Genomic DNA, 15,884 nt, shown 5'->3' on the forward strand with positions numbered 1-15,884 from the left:
ACAGCGCGCCCTAGCTTGAAAGCTTTACGAACCAGGAAGACTGCCCATGTCGCTGATGCTTACTCCCGAGAACACCCTGCCCGCCGATGGCGTGGCCGGCACCTTGATTGGCCGCGCCTGGGTGCCTGGCCGGATCGCCGGGCCTTCGCCAATTGCGTTGCGCAGCGACGGTGTGTTCGATCTGTCGGATCGTTTTGCGACATTGAGTGATTTGCTGGAAACAGAATCGCCCTTGGCCGCCGTGCGGCAGACACCCGGCACCTTCATCGCCAGTGTCGAGGCGCTGCTGGCCAACACCGGCCTCGATACCGACCCATCCAAACCGTCGCTTTTGCCCCCTCTGGATCTGCAAGTGATCAAGGCCGCCGGCGTGACCTTCGCCGCCAGCATGATCGAGCGAGTGATCGAGGAACAGGCCGGCGGTGACGCGGCAAAAGCCGAAGCCGTGCGCGCCACCGTGCACAGCGTGATCGGCGACAACTTGCGCTCGATCGTGCCGGGCTCCGAGCAGGCCATGCGCCTGAAAGCCTGGCTCATCGAACAGGGCATGTGGTCGCAGTACCTGGAAGTCGGCATCGGCCCGGATGCGGAAATCTTCACCAAGGCCCCAGTCCTCTCCGCCGTCGGCAGCGGCAGCCGCATCGGCATTCATCCCGGCTCGCAATGGAACAATCCGGAACCGGAGGTGGTGCTGGCGGTGAACAGCCGCGGCCAGATCCACGGCGCCAGCCTGGGTAACGACGTCAATCTGCGGGATTTCGAAGGTCGCAGTGCGCTGTTGCTGAGCAAGGCCAAGGACAACAATGCATCCTGCGCCATCGGTCCGTTCATTCGCCTGTTTGACGAGGGCTTCAGCCTCGATGATGTGCGGGCCTGCGTGGTCGATCTGGAGGTTCAAGGCGAGGACGGTTACCGCCTGCGCGGCTCGAGCTCCATGAGCCAGATCAGCCGTGACCCACAGGACCTGGCAGGCCAGACACTCAACGGCAATCACCAATATCCGGATGGCTTCCTGTTGTTCCTGGGTACTCTGTTCGCCCCCACCGCAGACCGTGATCATGCCGGCAGCGGTTTCACCCACAAACTGGGTGACCGGGTCAGTATCAGCAGCCCGTTGCTCGGCAGCCTGCATAATCAAGTGACCCACAGCTGCGACGCCACACCCTGGACCTTTGGCGTCGGCGCCTTGCTGCGCAACCTGGCCGCCCGAGGACTGCTCGCCCGCTGAACCGTTTGCCGATTCGCCTAATTACAAGAGAGAAATGAATCATGACTGACACGCCAAAACGCCGCCTGCGCAGCGAGCAATGGTTCAATGACCCTGCCCACGCAGATATGACAGCCCTGTATGTCGAACGCTACATGAACTACGGGATGACCCGCGAGGAGCTGCAATCGGGACGCCCGATCATCGGCATCGCCCAGACCGGCAGCGACCTGACCCCTTGCAACCGTCATCACCTGGAACTGGCCCAACGGGTCAAGGCCGGTATCCGTGACGCCGGTGGCATTCCCATGGAGTTCCCGGTGCACCCGATCGCCGAACAATCGCGCCGACCCACGGCGGCACTGGACCGTAACCTGGCCTACCTGGGGCTGGTGGAGATCCTTCATGGCTATCCATTGGACGGCGTGGTGCTCACCACCGGTTGCGACAAGACCACCCCGGCCTGCCTGATGGCGGCGGCGACCACCGACCTGCCGGCGATTGTCCTGTCCGGCGGACCGATGCTCGACGGCCACCACAAGGGCGAGCTGATCGGCTCCGGCACTGTGCTCTGGCATGCGCGCAACCTGATGGCCGCCGGCGAGATCGACTACGAAGGCTTCATGGAAATGACCACTGCGGCATCGCCATCGGTGGGCCACTGCAACACCATGGGCACCGCCCTGTCGATGAACGCCCTGGCCGAAGCCCTGGGCATGTCGCTGCCTGGTTGCGCGAGCATTCCGGCGCCCTATCGCGAACGCGGGCAGATGGCCTATGCCACCGGCAAGCGCATCTGCGAACTGGTGCTGCAAGACGTCCGCCCGTCACAGATCATGACCCGCCAGGCTTTCGAGAACGCCATCGCCGTCGCCTCGGCCCTGGGCGCTTCGAGCAACTGCCCGCCGCACCTGATTGCCATCGCCCGGCACATGGGCGTCGAGCTGAGCCTGGATGACTGGCAACGGATCGGCGAGGACGTGCCGCTGCTGGTCAATTGCATGCCGGCGGGCAAGTACCTGGGTGAAGGTTTCCATCGGGCCGGCGGCGTGCCCGCGGTGATGCATGAATTGCGAAAAGCCGGACGCCTGCATGAAGACTGCGCCACGGTCAGCGGCAAGACCATCGGCGAAATCGTGCGCAGCAGCCTGACCAGCAACGCCGATGTAATCTACCCCTTCGACACCCCGCTCAAACACCGAGCCGGGTTCATTGTGCTCAGCGGCAATTTCTTCGACAGCGCGATCATGAAGATGTCGGTGGTGGGCGAGGCGTTTCGCAAGACCTACCTGTCCGAGCCCGGCGCAGAAAACAGTTTCGAAGCCAGGGCCATCGTGTTCGAAGGACCGGAGGATTATCACGCCCGGATCGACGACCCGGCGCTGGACATCGACGAGCGCTGCATCCTGGTAATCCGCGGCGTTGGCACCGTGGGTTACCCCGGCAGCGCCGAAGTGGTGAACATGGCCCCTCCGGCATCGCTGATCAAACAAGGCATCGACTCCCTGCCTTGCCTGGGCGACGGCCGCCAGAGCGGCACATCGGCAAGCCCATCGATCCTCAATATGTCCCCTGAAGCGGCCGTGGGTGGCGGCCTGGCGTTGCTGAAAACCAATGACCGGCTGAAGGTGGACCTGAACACCCGCACCGTGAACCTGCTGATCGACGATGCCGAGATGGCCCGACGCCGACTCGAGTGGACGCCGAACATCCCACCTTCGCAAACGCCCTGGCAGGAGTTGTACCGGCAACTGGTGGGGCAACTGTCCACGGGGGGCTGCCTGGAGCCGGCCACGTTGCATCTGCGCGTGATCGCCCGTAGCGGCGAGCCGCGTCATTCGCACTGAGCCAAGGCTGCCGATTGTTCACGCATGTTGAATGCTGATGACAATCCAGAGGGATTTATTCCATGGACCTAAAGGGGAAAGATGCGCGCCAGGGGGCGTTGTCCCTACCGCATCTTTCCTACACCCACGGAGTCGATCCATGCCATTCGCCAACTACAAATTCCCCGAAGGAATCCTGGACCACGCCCGCAAAGAAGAAATCATCCATCGCACCACCGAGATGTTCGTCGAGTACTTCGGCGAAGGGGTCCGCCCCTTCACCATGGTCCTTGTCGAAGAGGTCGCAGACGGCGGATGGGGACGCGCCGATGAAACGCTGACGCTAGCGAAAATGGGCCTGCCCGCCAAAGGACAATAGCGCCTTCGGAGTATTCGCAGAGGTATCGACCCTCGCCTCGCGCCGGGGGTCGTATCGAACTCATGCGCCGGCGCTTCAAGCCACCCTGCCAGGGATTCCCCATGACAACTCAAGACTTATCGTCGCTGCGCCACGCGCAGGCCACCGTGACTGCACGGGTCGCCAGCTTCGAACCCTATTTGTACGCCTTGCTGCGGATTATCTTCGCCGTGGTCCTGTTGACCCACGGTTTACCAAAGGCTCTGCGCAGCTCTCACGGCTCGATGGCAGATCCAATGGCCGCCTCGATCAACCTTATCCAGAACGTGATGGGGCTGCCTTTCGCTGCACAGCTTGCCTTTCTGGTCATGCTTCTGGAGACGGTCGGTGCAATCATGCTGGCGATGGGGTTGGGTACGCGACTCGTCGCCCTGCTGATCGCCATTCAAATGCTTGCAATCAGCTATGCGCTGGGACCGACATGGCCTTGGATAGACCGAGGCATTGAGTTTCCGGTACTGATGGGCTTTCTCGCCCTCTACATCGTCGCGCGCGGCGGCGGAGCCTATTCATTGGACTCGCGCCAGCGGTAGACGCCGATGATGGCGGCCCCGGTGTCAGCTTGCAGCATCGTGCGCAGTCGCCGCCACTGCCTGGAGGCCACCTAGGGCATAGCTCATCATGTGGTCTATCAAGCCCTGCGGCTCGAGACTCAACCCCTGCAGTACATGCTGCTTTAGCGGCTGATGGGCTATAAGCAAGAAAAGACAGGGTGCGAAGACGCTGATGGCGCTGCGCAACGTTGTCGGGTGATCCGCCGGCAAGTTCATGATTTGTCCAAGCAAGCCACGCAGGATGTGTGCCTTGGGAAACGATTGCTCCTTGAGCACCACCTCAAACTCGGGAGAAGGCGAAAGCACTTCGCGCGTGAGCACTTTCAGCGCCCAGCCATCGGGATGATTGTGCAGGCGCTCGACCAGCACGGTAATGAGCGCACGCAACTTGTCCTGCGGTGAACCTGGCCGCTCGTTAAGCGAAACCAGCGTTTCCAGTTGCACCAACCGAGCATGGGCTTCGAGCAACACTGCGCGATACAGGCCCTCTTTATTCACGAAGTGATAGTTCACCGCCGCACTGTTGGCTTGCGAACGTTCACAAATCTGCTTGCTGGTGGTGTTGGCCAACCCCTGCTCGGCAAACAGTTCACCGGCCTTTTCCAGAATCTGCAGCCGCGTTGCCTGCCCATCGAGCCGCGAAGCACGAGGCAGGGAAGGCTTGCCAATGGCATTGTCCATGAGCTCATCTCTTTATAGTTCTAATTCAAATTTGACTTTTTATTTCAGCCTACCTATTTTGGTCCCGTCATTGTCCCTTTACAACACCGCGTGAGGACTTCGCAGCCGATGCCGCGGCTCTCACGCACTATCAAGGAAATATCGTCATGGAAGCGCGCGTAATGACACCTTTCACCTACTTCTCATTGCCAATGCAGAAGCAGTTCCTGGCCAATCAACAGGCCATTCAAGGCAAACCCTACGCCGAATTTTTCCGCTCGAAGATCAGCGTGCCGCTCAGTGCTGTCGAAAAAATACAGCAAGGCCCCATGCCGCTGGCTGACACCTTGACGCCCAGTATTGAAGACCTCAACCGCATGCTCGCTGCTGATTTCATTAGCGAAGAGGCAGGCTACGCCTTGCTGCCAGGACCGATGGCTTATGTGCAAAGCCGCAAGTTTTTTCCCAACTGCACAGCTGAGATGCTCAAGTGGTGGTTCATGTGGCATCCATTGGAGGCTGAACGCTACACCTTGTGGTTTCCTTATGCCCATGTGGAAAACCCCTGCGTGCATCACGAGCGTCTCAGCGACACTACCTTGAGCTTTGAGGAAAGCTTGTATGGGAATACCTTTTGCGCCTCTGAGTACGTCGGCGACCGTCTCATGCACCTGCACATTCATTTCAGGGATCCCTGCGAGCTGGGCTTCTGTCCGGATCTGTATCGCGAATCCAAGATAGACGGCAGCGTCAGCGCCTTGATGAGCCTGGCCCACGAACCACAAGTGCCTGTGTCGTTGATGGCGCACTTGTTCAAGGAATGCCCGGAAGGTTTGTATCTGACGAGCCGTTACTGGGTCGGCAACCACCCTGCCATGCAGCGTTTTCCAGGCGCCGAGCGAGCCGCCCAGCTCCTGGAAGAAAGCGGCCTGGGGGAAGTGGAGTTGGAAACCCTGGCTTATGAATTTGCAGTGCATGACATGTGTGAGTTCAACCACCTGGCCAGCATCCTGCCGAGCCTTCATGCGCAATTCAGTGGCGCAAAGTAAGGACAACCCCACCCGATAATCAGGCTTCGGCGGCGCCCTGAACCGCTGCCGAAGTCGGGCGCAATACCCCGTTCAGCAGAAGTGTCGTGAACTCATTGATATCCGCTTCCACCTCCAACTGCTCAGTCAACAGCCGGTACCAGCAGAACCCAAAGATCATGTCCAAAAGCAGTTCACGCGACGTATCCTTGGGTAACTCGCCTTGCTGAATGGCATTTTCCACCAGCTTGCGAGGCAACTCCCTACGCCGCTCCATGAATTCGTCTTTCAGTTTTGGCAGCGTACTGGGATCGAGCTGGGCCTCAGCGATGACGCACCGAAAAGCCTCCCCGCAAATCGTTTCTCGCCAGACCTTCCATAGATTGAGCAGCAAGAAATTGAGGTTCTCCTTGAAGGAGCCTTTATCAGGTTCTTTGCGAATCTGCTCGCTTTCACTCTCGTAGACCTCGGCGATCAAGGCTGCCTTGTTACCCCACCACCGATAGATGGTCGGTTTACTTGCGCCGGCACGGCGAGCCACCGCCTCGATGCTCAACCCCGAATAACCGCACTCCTTAAGGGTTTCTATGGCGGAAATAATGATCGCTTTGTGCGTGTGAGGGCTCCTCAATGAGCCAATGGAGCTCCGAGATGGTTTACGGGCCATAATTCAAAATCTCCAATATGGCGCTTGACAAAAGAGACTCAGGGTATAGGATTCTCTCGAAAAGCAATGAAACGGATCGTTTCGTTTTGTATGTTTATTTGATCTCAGCTTCTGCTTAGCAGCGGGCCTCTGGAGTGCTTATTGCCTCTATGTAAGGAAATCGGAGAAGGAAATTCATAAATTTTTAACGCGACCTTAACGATACGGCACGTTTCGTATCATACATAATAATTGGACGAGAATAAACCCATTGTTCACATGCTGACCGGTAGGTTCTGCCTGGTGAACCTGCCGATTTACGGGCATATGACCGCCAGTATCGCTTTGCGGGTACCAATAGATAGTTTCTAAATATTTCATGCGCTTGTCACGGCCCCGGCCAACAGGTGAAAGAACGGAATCTGGAGGATGTACACATGAATAAGGTAGGAATAGTGAGCTATGGCTCGGGTATCCCGGTCTGCCGGCTCAAGGTGGACGACGTGATCCAGGTGTGGAAAAACACCGATCTGAGCTTGGTAAAGGACCAATTGGGCGTTATTGAAAGGGCCGTCCTGCAACCCGACGAGGATGTCATAACCTTGGGTGTCCTCGCCGCCCAACGCGCGCTGGACAAGGCACCACCTTGTTCCCTTGAAGCGCTTTATCTTGGCACCTGCACCAATCCTTACGACTCCCGGGCCTCGGCCGCAATCATCCTGGAAATGCTCGGCTGCGGCTATGACGCCTTTTGCGCAGACGTGCAGTTTGCCGGCAAATCAGGCACCAGCGCCCTCCAGATCGCGTACGCCTTGGTAGCGTCGGGCATGGTGGGCAACGCTTTGGCGGTGGGCGCCGATACGATCAACCGCAACACCGCCCCCGGTGACTTGACGGAGTCCTATGCCGGAGCCGGAGCCGCGGCCTTGCTGTTGGGGACAGAAAATGTGATCGCGCATTTTGACGCAAGTTTTTCTTGCGCGGCGGATGTCGCTGACAACATCAGGCCTCAAGGGGACCGCTACATCCGCTCGGGAATGGGATTGGGCTCGGACAAGAACAGTATCGGCCTCGAGGACCAGACTCGCCGCGCCGCCTCGGGATTGATGGCCAAGATCCATGCGCAAGCCGATGATTTCGATTACGTCGTCTTCCAACAAAACCTGGTATCGACCCCCTACTCTCTCGGCAAGCACCTGGGATTCACCAAGGCCCAAATCGAACCTGGCATCTATGCCCAGAGTGTCGGCGATGCTGGAGCCGCGAGTCCTTTGTTGGGCTTGGTCAACGTACTCGATCAAGCGCGTCCTGGCGAAAGAATCCTGTTGGTTTCCTATGGATTTGGTGCAGGCAGCGATGCCATTGCCCTGACCGTCACCGATGCCATCGAAGCCTATCAAAAAACCAACGTTCCGCTGCGCACGCTGCTGGAGGATAAGTACTACGTGGATTACGGGACGTCGATCAAGTACGAGTTCAAATACTTGCGGCCCGACTATGCCCTGACGGCCTATCTCTGATTCCAATCATCCAGCAAGGAGCACCTTTTTATGTGCGCACGACGCGTTGCTATCGTTTCGGCTGCCTATACCCCTAAACCTGGCAGTTCCAGAGTTCGCCAGACTTTCAAGGAGATGATCGTCGAGTCCGCCTACCAGGCACTCAACGCCATCAAGATGCACCCTCGCGAACTCCAGGCAGTTGCCTACGGGTACCACGGTGAAGGCATTTCTGAATACGGAGGCCTGGGCCCCACCATCTCCGATGCCTTGGGGATCAGCCCTGCCCCCACGTTCATGAGTACGGCCAACTGCACCAGCAGTTCGGTGTCTTTCCAGATGGCTCACCAAATGGTCGCCTCAGGTGAATACGACATCGTTCTGTGTGGCGGTTTTGAAAAAATGACCGACCACTTCAACTACGCCGAGTACATCGGCTCCAGCACTGAATGTGAATACGATTATTTTCTAGGCATCTCTCACACAGACGCCTTCGCCCTGGCGACCGCCGAATATTTTGAAAAGTACGGCTATGCAGGACGCGAAGCGGATGTATTGGCTACTTTTGGGCGGCAGATGCGCATTTATGCCCATAACACTCCCACGGCTACCCGTTATGGCGTGCCGATACCGTCCCTCGAAACACTCAAAAATAGCGAAGCATGCGGCTCCATGCTGGCCTGGGGTGAAGCCAGCGGATGCGCCATCCTGGTTGCCGAACACCTTGTGCACCGTTACACGACCCAACCGGTATTTGTCCGTGGCTGTGCCTACACCGGTGTATCGCACTATTTCGGCACGCGCTATCACAACCCGACGCTGCAATTTCCGGGGCTGCCAAAAGATGTCGGCATGGCGGTTTCCGCCAACTCGCTGGCCTGCGCCGAAATCGCCTACAAAAAAGCCGGTATCACCGCAAAGGATATCGATGTGGCGCAAGTCTACGACTTGCTGGGCGCCGGGTTGATTCAAATGGAGTCCATGGGCGTATGTGGTCCAGGCCAGGCAGGCGACTTTGTATTGGAAGGCGGCATAGCCCTTGATGGGCAACTTCCCCTGAACACTGACGGCGGCAACATCGGACGCGGCCACGCTTCCGGTTGCGATGGGATTTTGCACATTACTGAATTGTTCCGGCAGCTTCGCGGCGAGTCCAACAACCAAGTCAAAGGCGCCCGTATTGGTGTCTCGCAAAACCTGGGCGGTTACGCCGCGCACAACAGCGTCATTGTGCTTTCCAACGATTAAGGAGCCGACCATGTCCCTTTACCCTGAACAAATTCACCGCATGACCACCGCCAGCATGTTGCGCGAATGGCGCGAACACGGCGGTAAATACCGCCTCGAAGGCAGCCGGTGCCAGGATTGCGAAGAAATCTTCTTCCCTCGGCGCACAGTTTGCGGCGCGTGCAACTCGTTGAACGTAGAACCGTATCGCTGCGCGCGCACCGGCACTATCCAGGTCAGCGCCCACGCCGAGAACCCCATTCTTGCGGCCATGGGCTACGGCGAAACCGTGCCCCGCTTCATGGCGATGGTGCGCCTGGATGATGGTCTGGTGATTGCCTCGGAAATAGTTGACGTCATCGATCCGCGACAAGTCGTCAGCGGTGCGCCCGTGCGCATGGTCATTCGAAAACATGTCCGGGAAAGTAACTTGGCCTGGCAATATGCCTATAAGTTTGTATTGGTGAAATAACAAACTTAGACGCCGCCATACCCCGCGTTATCGATAAAAACAGTCAAGTTTTTGGCCTCCAAGCCCGTTGCTTTGATTCTGTTTTTCAGAGTCCAGCTTTGCTGTCATTGCCTTAAACATGTTTCTAAATTTATTGGCTTTTAGCCGAGGACTTGTCATGTCTACTCTTTGCAAACCCAGTCTGCTGTTCCCGCAATACAAGATCACCCAGCAACAAATGATCGAGCATCTAGAGCAGTTGCATGATGATCACCCGAGAATGGCTCTTGCCAAACGCATGATTCAAAACACACAGGTGAACGAGCGACACTTGGTCCTGCCCATCGATGAACTGGCAGTGCATACCGGCTTCACCCATCGCAGCATCGTTTATGAGCGCGAGGCCCGCCGCATGTCATCCATCGCGGCGCGCCAAGCCATCGAGAATGCCGGGCTGACCACAGACGACATTCGAATGGTCGCTGTGACATCGTGCACGGGTTTCATGATGCCTTCGCTGACGGCCCACTTGATCAACGACCTGGGCCTGCGAACGTCGACCGTACAACTGCCTATCGCTCAATTGGGATGCGTGGCAGGCGCTGCGGCGATCAATCGAGCCAATGACTTCGCCAGTCTCGCGCCGGACAACCATGTGCTCATCGTCTCCCTGGAGTTCTCGTCGCTCTGCTATCAACCCCAGGACACCAAGTTGCACGCGTTCATCTCAGCGGCATTATTCGGCGATGCCGTATCGGCCTGCGTAATGCGAGCCGACGACCAGGCGCCTGGTTTCAAGATCGCCAAGACGGGGTCTTACTTCCTGCCTGACAGCGAGCACTACATTAAATACGACGTCAAAGACAGTGGCTTTCACTTTACCCTGGACAAGGCGGTCATGAACTCCATTAAAGATGTCGCGCCCATGATGGAGGAATTGAACTACGAGACCTTCAATCAACATTGCGCTCAAAATGATTTTTTCATCTTCCATACCGGCGGACGGAAAATTCTTGATGAACTGGTCCTGCAACTGGACTTGGAACCCGGCAGGGTCGCGCAATCCCGCGACAGTTTGAGCGAAGCCGGGAACATCGCCAGCGTGGTGGTCTTCGATGTGCTCAAGCGCCAGTTCGACAGCGGGCCTGTCGATGGCGCGACTGGCATGTTGGCGGCCTTCGGCCCGGGTTTCACCGCTGAAATGGCCGTGGGCAAGTGGGTCGCCTGACAGACCGGATAACGCACCAGCACCCAGCCAGGGGCACCTGCCCCTGGCTACAGGCGTATTGATCGCAGGCGTTCACCTCGTTCAAGAGAGCTTCGAAAGCGCTAGGGAAAGAAGGGGAAAGAACATGGAGATAAAGTATCTGGTCGCTCGACCTTGGGGCGGCTATGAAAGACGCATGATCACGCTTTTGTCGCTGAGCTTCGGGCTGGTAGGGCTGGACAGGTTCATCATCATGCCGCTGTTCCCGGTGATCATGCGTGACTTGGCCTTGGACTATCAGGACTTGAGCATGCTGTCGGCCATCCTGGCATTCGCATGGGGAGGCTCGGCCCTGTTCATGGGTGCCGCCATCAGGGTATTGGGCACCAAGAAGTTGCTGGTGCTGTCGATCACCCTGTTATCCCTCCTGGCCGGTGCGTCCGCATTGATCACCAGCCTGGTGGGCCTGGTGCTCTTGCGTGCCTTGATGGGGGTCTGTGAAGGTGCATTCACCCCAGTCAGTATCATAGTTACCGATGAAGTCTCGCAGCCCTGTCGGCGCGGACTCAATCTGGGTATTCAACAAGCATTGTTCCCCATCATCGGCCTGTGCCTCGGACCGCTGCTGGCCGGCGTCTTGCTTGAAGTGTTCGGATCCTGGCGTGCCGTGTTCGCCATCATTTCGTTACCCGGCCTGTTAGTGGCCTGGTATCTCTATAAAACTTACCAACCAACCCGGGCGCCCAGCACGGCATCGATTGCACACACCTCCAGAAGCCAGTGGAGGACGGCCCTGTCCAGCGGCAATGTGCGGCTCAATATTGCCTTGATGCTTTGCATCCTGACGTGCCAGTTCGTGCTGTGTGCCCTGCTCCCCAGCTACCTGACAGACATTCTGCACCTGAGCAATTTCTCCATGGCCATGATCATTTCCGCCATTGGCCTGGGTGGTTTCTTTGGCCAACTGGTCATTCCCGGCTTGTCCGACCAATTGGGTCGCAAGCCCGTGGTTTCCATCTGCTTCATGATCAGCGCACTGTTAGTGGGCTTATTGATCATCAGCCCTCCACTGCCCTGGCTCCTGTTTCTTCAATTATTTTTCTTGTCCTTCATCAACTTCAGCCTGATCTGCATAACGGTCGGCCCGCTGACCAGCGAATCAGTACCGCCCAGTTTATTGGCCACCGCGACAGGGCTAGTGGTGGGCTGCGGAGAGATTCTGGGCGGAGGCGTCGCGCCTGTCGTCGCCGGCTACATCGCCATGACGTGGGGCCTCACCGCAATCCTGTTCCTGGCACTGGCCGGAAGTTTGACCGGCGGTTTGCTGTCCTTGTGGCTCAAAGAGGCCAACCCGCTCTTCAACGGGCTCAAGGACTATGCCCCCCTATCCGCACGCTTGACCCTGGAGGATAAGTAATGACCCATTATGTGATGTTGCTGGACTCTCCAGTGCCGCAAGGAGGCCTTGGTGTCTTTGACTTCAAATCCGGTCAAAGTCGGGAAGTGCGTCCTCCCCAGGGAAATCTTTATGAAGCCCTGGCCCATTGTGCTGAGCGAAATATGGACTGGGAGTCCTATCTAAATGGCCTGCCGTCCACGCCCTACCCGCTTACGCCAGCGGCGGTGAAATACCGACCGCCGCTAAAGCCCGATAACAATCTATTGGTCCAGATCAGCGAAATCACCCTCTGTACCGCCAAGACAGAACAGGCCTGGTACTACAAAGGCAACGGTCGACTGCTCAAGACCGACGGCGACCCCTTGCAGGTTCCTTATCATTCACAAAGCATCAGTAGCGAGCCGTGCATTGTCTGTCTTTACTGGGTCGACCAGTTTGGCGCGCTGCGCTTCATTGGTTTTACCTTGGGCAACGATATTCACGATCATGTATTGCACAGCCGTGACGCCATTTCTTCAACCCATGCCCACTTGCGTACCTGTGCGATTGCCCCGGCCTTGATCGTGGGGGAATTGCAGGCTGATCTGGCCATCAACGTCCAGATAGAACGCGATGGCCAACCCTTGACGGCAAGTCACCATCGGATGAGCTTGCATCGTTGGCAAAGTTTGCGTCGATACTCCCAAGAGTTCCTGGAGAAACACGAGCAGTTTCTCGAGCCCGGACTGGTTCACTACGTGTTTCACAGCTTGAGCCATCGCACTGCGAATGTGCCGCTCCAACACGGTGACTGGCTCAGCATCGACTGCCCCGAGCTGGAGTTGGCCATGAACAATCAAATCGTCGAAGAGGAGCTGGTTTCGCTGGTTCCATTGCCTGCGCGACGTACACCTGACCACGGCTGTTTTGACCTGCCCCTGCCCGTGCCTAAGAAGTTCTGATCAACCTCTATGAGCATCGATTGGGTCAGCTCACCATCGAGCAACGTCCCTTCCCCCATCAAAGGTGTGCCGGGGCACCGGGCTGTGAAACGCGGCTGGGCATGAAGGTCTCGGGCATCACCAGCAACAGGCCGAAGGCCAGCGCGGCAATCGCCGCCAGGGTCAGGAACGCGGCGCTATAGCCGGCCCCTTGCACCACAAAACCGGCCAAGCTGTTACTCAACGCCGCGCCGAACCCGAACACCGTCGAGAGCACTCCGAGACTGACGTTGAAACGTCCGGTGCCCTGGGTCAGGTCCTTCACCACCAGGGGAAACAATGCGCCAAACAAACCGGCACCGATACCATCGAGCAACTGCACCGCCACCAACCAATAAGGATCATCCGAGAGCACGTACAACACACCTCGGATGGGCAGGATCAGGAAGCCGGCCAGCAACAACGGCTTGCGTCCCCAGGCATCGGCCTTGACGCCGACCAGCCACGCCATGGGCACCATGACCAGCTGCGCGGCGACGATACAGGCCGACGTCAGCGGCGTGGCCAGGTGTGCATTGGCCTGGGCGAGCTTCTGGCTGACCAGCGGGAGCATCGCCGCATTCGCCAGATGGAACAGCCCGCAGCAAATGGCGAACAACAGCAGCGTGCGGTTGTCCAGCAACACGCGCAGCGCCGAGGGTGCCGGCCCCTGTACTGACTGACCGACTTCCAGGCCCCGGGCCACATCATGGTCGATGGCCTCGGCGGACACGCAACTGACCGCTACGATGCTGGCCAGTGCCATCGCGGCCATCAGGTAGAACACCGCGATAGGACCGAACAACCAGGCGAACCCACCCGCCAGCAGCGCCGCGCAGGCATTGCCCGCGTGGTTGAATGTTTCGTTGCGCCCAGTACGCCGCGTAAAGGCCCTGGCGCCAGTGATGCCCAGGGAAATCGCCGCAATTGCCGGCGCGAAGACCGACGCCGCCACGGCGCCGAGCGCCTGGGTCAACGCCACCAGGCCGAAGGAAGAAGTGAACGGTAGCACCAGGCAACCCAGCGTCACCAACAAGGCCGCCACGGCCACCACGGCGCGCTTGCTGCGCACCCGGTCGATCAGCGCTCCGGCGGGCGCCTGGGCAACGAGGCCGGCCATCGCCGCCACGGTCATCACCACGCCAATGCTGGCCGGGTCCCAGCGATGCACCGACAGGAGGTAGATCGCCAGGTACGGACCCAACCCATCACGCACATCCGCGAGGAAGAAGTTCAGGCCATCCAGGGAAAGGTTGTTGCGTCGGTCCAGGTTTCGATCCACAGCGGCCTCGATGAGGGTTTTGCCCAAAGTTGATTGACGCCATGATGTCGCAAAGAATCGAACCGAACCACCGTGACGAACCCGAGGCCACTGAGGAAACCGTGGCCAGGGATTGCTCCCGCTGGGTCGCGAAGCGGCCCCAAACCTGCCGAACGCGTAAACAGACATACCGCACCCACCGGTTCACGGCTGCTTCGCAGCCGAGCGGGAGCAAGCTCCCTCGCCACAGGTCCATCGTTTTTCTTAGGTAAACTACATCACCTACCAAAGCGCGATATCGTAGGTGAAGTAGATCCGGTTGCTGTCACGACCTCGTGAATAATCCGAGCGATAGACGTAGTTGCGCAACTTCACCCCCAGCCCCTTGAACGTACCCTGCTGCACCACGTAGGCAATCTCTGCGTCACGCTCCCACTCTTTGACCGTGGTGTTGGACTTGCCGTCATTACCGCTCAGGTAGCGGGTGGAAAACGTCAGGCCGGGCACACCGAGGCGAGCGAAGTCATAGCCGTAACCGAGCATCCAGGTCTTCTCGTCTTCCTCGATGAACTTGCCGATCCCGACGTTGCTGAAGGAGTACACCGTGGCACCGCTGATATAAGGCAGACCTGCCTCGCCACTGAGGGTCTGGTAGCCAGCACTCAACGTGTGGCCGACAACGGCGTAGGACAGCGATCCGCTGAGCATGTCGTTGTCGATCTTGCCGCCGTAGGCCGACCCCGAATCGACGCTGTTGAAGTAGCGCAGGTCGCTGGTCAACACCCCGGCGCCCAGGGGCAGATCATGCTGGATGCCAACAAAGTTCTGTCGATAGAAATTCTCCAGCTCGCCATAGAAGTAACTCAGGCGGATGTTCTTGCCCAGCTTGTAGTCGGCGCCGGCATAGCTGAAGTCACCGGACTTATCGCCACCATAGCCGTCGGGCACGATAGGCATGCTGTCGCTCGAATCCCGCAGCTTGAAACGCTCCAGATGCCCGCCGGTGACAGTGAGGTTGTCGATGTCACTGCTGGTGATCTGGGTGCCCTGGTAAGTCTGGGGCAACAGTCGCGCATCGTTGTAGACCAGCACCGGGGTCTTGGGCAGCAAGGTGCCGTATTTGAGCGTGGTCTTGGCAAGCCTGGCCTTGGCGGTCATGCCCGCGCTGGCAAACTCGTCGGCGGCGCGGCCGTCGTCATGCACCGGTAGCAGGCCGGTACCGCTGCGGCCACGCCCGGAGTCCAGCTTGACCCCGAGCAGGCCCAGGGCATCGACCCCAAAGCCAATGGTGCCCGGCGTAAAGCCCGACTGGTAATCCAGCAGGAAGCCTTGCGCCCATTCGGTGCGCTCACTCTTGGCGGTCCTCGCCGCCCGTGCACTCATCCCATGCTCGTCGCGGAAATTTTCGTTGAAGTAGACGTTGCGCAATTGCAGCTTGAGCTTGCTGTCGTCGATAAAGCCTTCGGCGCTGGCCGTGGCCAGGGGCAACAGCCCAAGGATTGGAAACAAAGCCCCGCGGGTAAGCAAAGTGGTCATTCGAGT

The 15,884-nt window shown here is 58.5% G+C and carries 15 protein-coding genes; 11 read left to right on the top strand and 4 right to left on the bottom strand.

Going from position 1 to position 15,884, the window contains the following annotated elements; genetic code table 11:
* Positions 1 to 46 precede the first annotated feature (46 nt).
* From PSH86_RS18315 to PSH86_RS18330, 4 genes are all read left to right on the top strand, one after another.
* Complete coding sequence (locus tag PSH86_RS18315; protein ID WP_163858147.1) at positions 47 to 1,228, top strand: fumarylacetoacetate hydrolase family protein; 1,182 nt, start codon at positions 47 to 49, stop codon at positions 1,226 to 1,228.
* A 41-nt stretch (positions 1,229 to 1,269) separates the two neighbouring features.
* The gene (locus tag PSH86_RS18320) at positions 1,270 to 3,054 is read left to right on the top strand and encodes an IlvD/Edd family dehydratase (RefSeq protein ID WP_163858145.1); all 1,785 of its coding nucleotides are present in this window, start codon (positions 1,270 to 1,272) and stop codon (positions 3,052 to 3,054) included.
* Between the two features lie 139 nt (positions 3,055 to 3,193).
* On the top strand, positions 3,194 to 3,412 hold the full coding sequence (locus PSH86_RS18325; protein ID WP_003200762.1) for a 4-oxalocrotonate tautomerase family protein: 219 nt from the start codon (positions 3,194 to 3,196) through the stop codon (positions 3,410 to 3,412).
* Between the two features lie 101 nt (positions 3,413 to 3,513).
* Positions 3,514 to 3,984: a DoxX family protein gene (locus PSH86_RS18330; protein WP_109753231.1), complete on the top strand. Its 471-nt coding sequence runs from the start codon at positions 3,514 to 3,516 to the stop codon at positions 3,982 to 3,984.
* Between the two features lie 24 nt (positions 3,985 to 4,008).
* On the opposite strand, the gene PSH86_RS18335 is transcribed toward PSH86_RS18330, so the two are convergent.
* Positions 4,009 to 4,686 (bottom strand): TetR/AcrR family transcriptional regulator, encoded by a 678-nt coding sequence (locus PSH86_RS18335; protein ID WP_109753232.1) that lies wholly within the window; start codon positions 4,684 to 4,686, stop codon positions 4,009 to 4,011.
* Positions 4,687 to 4,832: 146 nt separating this feature from the next.
* On the opposite strand from PSH86_RS18335, the gene PSH86_RS18340 reads away from it, so the two are divergent.
* Positions 4,833 to 5,714, top strand: a complete 882-nt coding sequence (locus PSH86_RS18340; protein ID WP_109753233.1) for a DAPG hydrolase family protein — start codon at positions 4,833 to 4,835, stop codon at positions 5,712 to 5,714.
* 19 nt (positions 5,715 to 5,733) lie between these two features.
* On the opposite strand, the gene PSH86_RS18345 is transcribed toward PSH86_RS18340, so the two are convergent.
* Entirely contained in the window at positions 5,734 to 6,360 is a 627-nt protein-coding gene (locus PSH86_RS18345) for a TetR/AcrR family transcriptional regulator (protein ID WP_109753234.1), read from the bottom strand.
* A 416-nt stretch (positions 6,361 to 6,776) separates the two neighbouring features.
* Here PSH86_RS18345 and PSH86_RS18350 point away from each other — a divergent pair, with 416 nt between their 5' ends.
* The 6 genes from PSH86_RS18350 (at position 6,777) to PSH86_RS18375 (ending at position 13,063) form a co-directional block, all read left to right on the top strand.
* Positions 6,777 to 7,859: a hydroxymethylglutaryl-CoA synthase gene (locus PSH86_RS18350; RefSeq protein ID WP_109753235.1), complete on the top strand. Its 1,083-nt coding sequence runs from the start codon at positions 6,777 to 6,779 to the stop codon at positions 7,857 to 7,859.
* A gap of 30 nt (positions 7,860 to 7,889) precedes the next feature.
* The gene (locus tag PSH86_RS18355) at positions 7,890 to 9,086 is read left to right on the top strand and encodes a thiolase family protein (protein WP_109753236.1); all 1,197 of its coding nucleotides are present in this window, start codon (positions 7,890 to 7,892) and stop codon (positions 9,084 to 9,086) included.
* 10 nt (positions 9,087 to 9,096) lie between these two features.
* On the top strand, positions 9,097 to 9,537 hold the full coding sequence (locus PSH86_RS18360; protein ID WP_014337947.1) for a Zn-ribbon domain-containing OB-fold protein: 441 nt from the start codon (positions 9,097 to 9,099) through the stop codon (positions 9,535 to 9,537).
* 157 nt (positions 9,538 to 9,694) lie between these two features.
* A complete protein-coding gene (locus tag PSH86_RS18365; RefSeq protein WP_109753238.1) occupies positions 9,695 to 10,744 on the top strand; it encodes a type III polyketide synthase in 1,050 nt (349 codons plus the stop codon).
* A gap of 124 nt (positions 10,745 to 10,868) precedes the next feature.
* Positions 10,869 to 12,140, top strand: coding sequence for an MFS transporter (locus PSH86_RS18370; protein ID WP_163859021.1), 1,272 nt, complete (start codon positions 10,869 to 10,871; stop codon positions 12,138 to 12,140).
* 14 nt (positions 12,141 to 12,154) lie between these two features.
* Entirely contained in the window at positions 12,155 to 13,063 is a 909-nt protein-coding gene (locus tag PSH86_RS18375) for a fumarylacetoacetate hydrolase (RefSeq protein ID WP_233459508.1), read from the top strand.
* A gap of 58 nt (positions 13,064 to 13,121) precedes the next feature.
* Here PSH86_RS18375 and PSH86_RS18380 read toward each other — a convergent pair whose 3' ends face one another.
* Both PSH86_RS18380 and PSH86_RS18385 read right to left on the bottom strand, forming a co-directional pair.
* Positions 13,122 to 14,363 (bottom strand): MFS transporter, encoded by a 1,242-nt coding sequence (locus PSH86_RS18380; protein WP_305484096.1) that lies wholly within the window; start codon positions 14,361 to 14,363, stop codon positions 13,122 to 13,124.
* 261 nt (positions 14,364 to 14,624) lie between these two features.
* Positions 14,625 to 15,878, bottom strand: a complete 1,254-nt coding sequence (locus PSH86_RS18385; protein ID WP_212801083.1) for an OprD family porin — start codon at positions 15,876 to 15,878, stop codon at positions 14,625 to 14,627.
* Positions 15,879 to 15,884: the final 6 nt, after the last annotated feature.

The organism is Pseudomonas sp. FP2300, assembly GCF_030687595.1.
GTDB classification, from domain to species: domain Bacteria; phylum Pseudomonadota; class Gammaproteobacteria; order Pseudomonadales; family Pseudomonadaceae; genus Aquipseudomonas; species Aquipseudomonas bijieensis.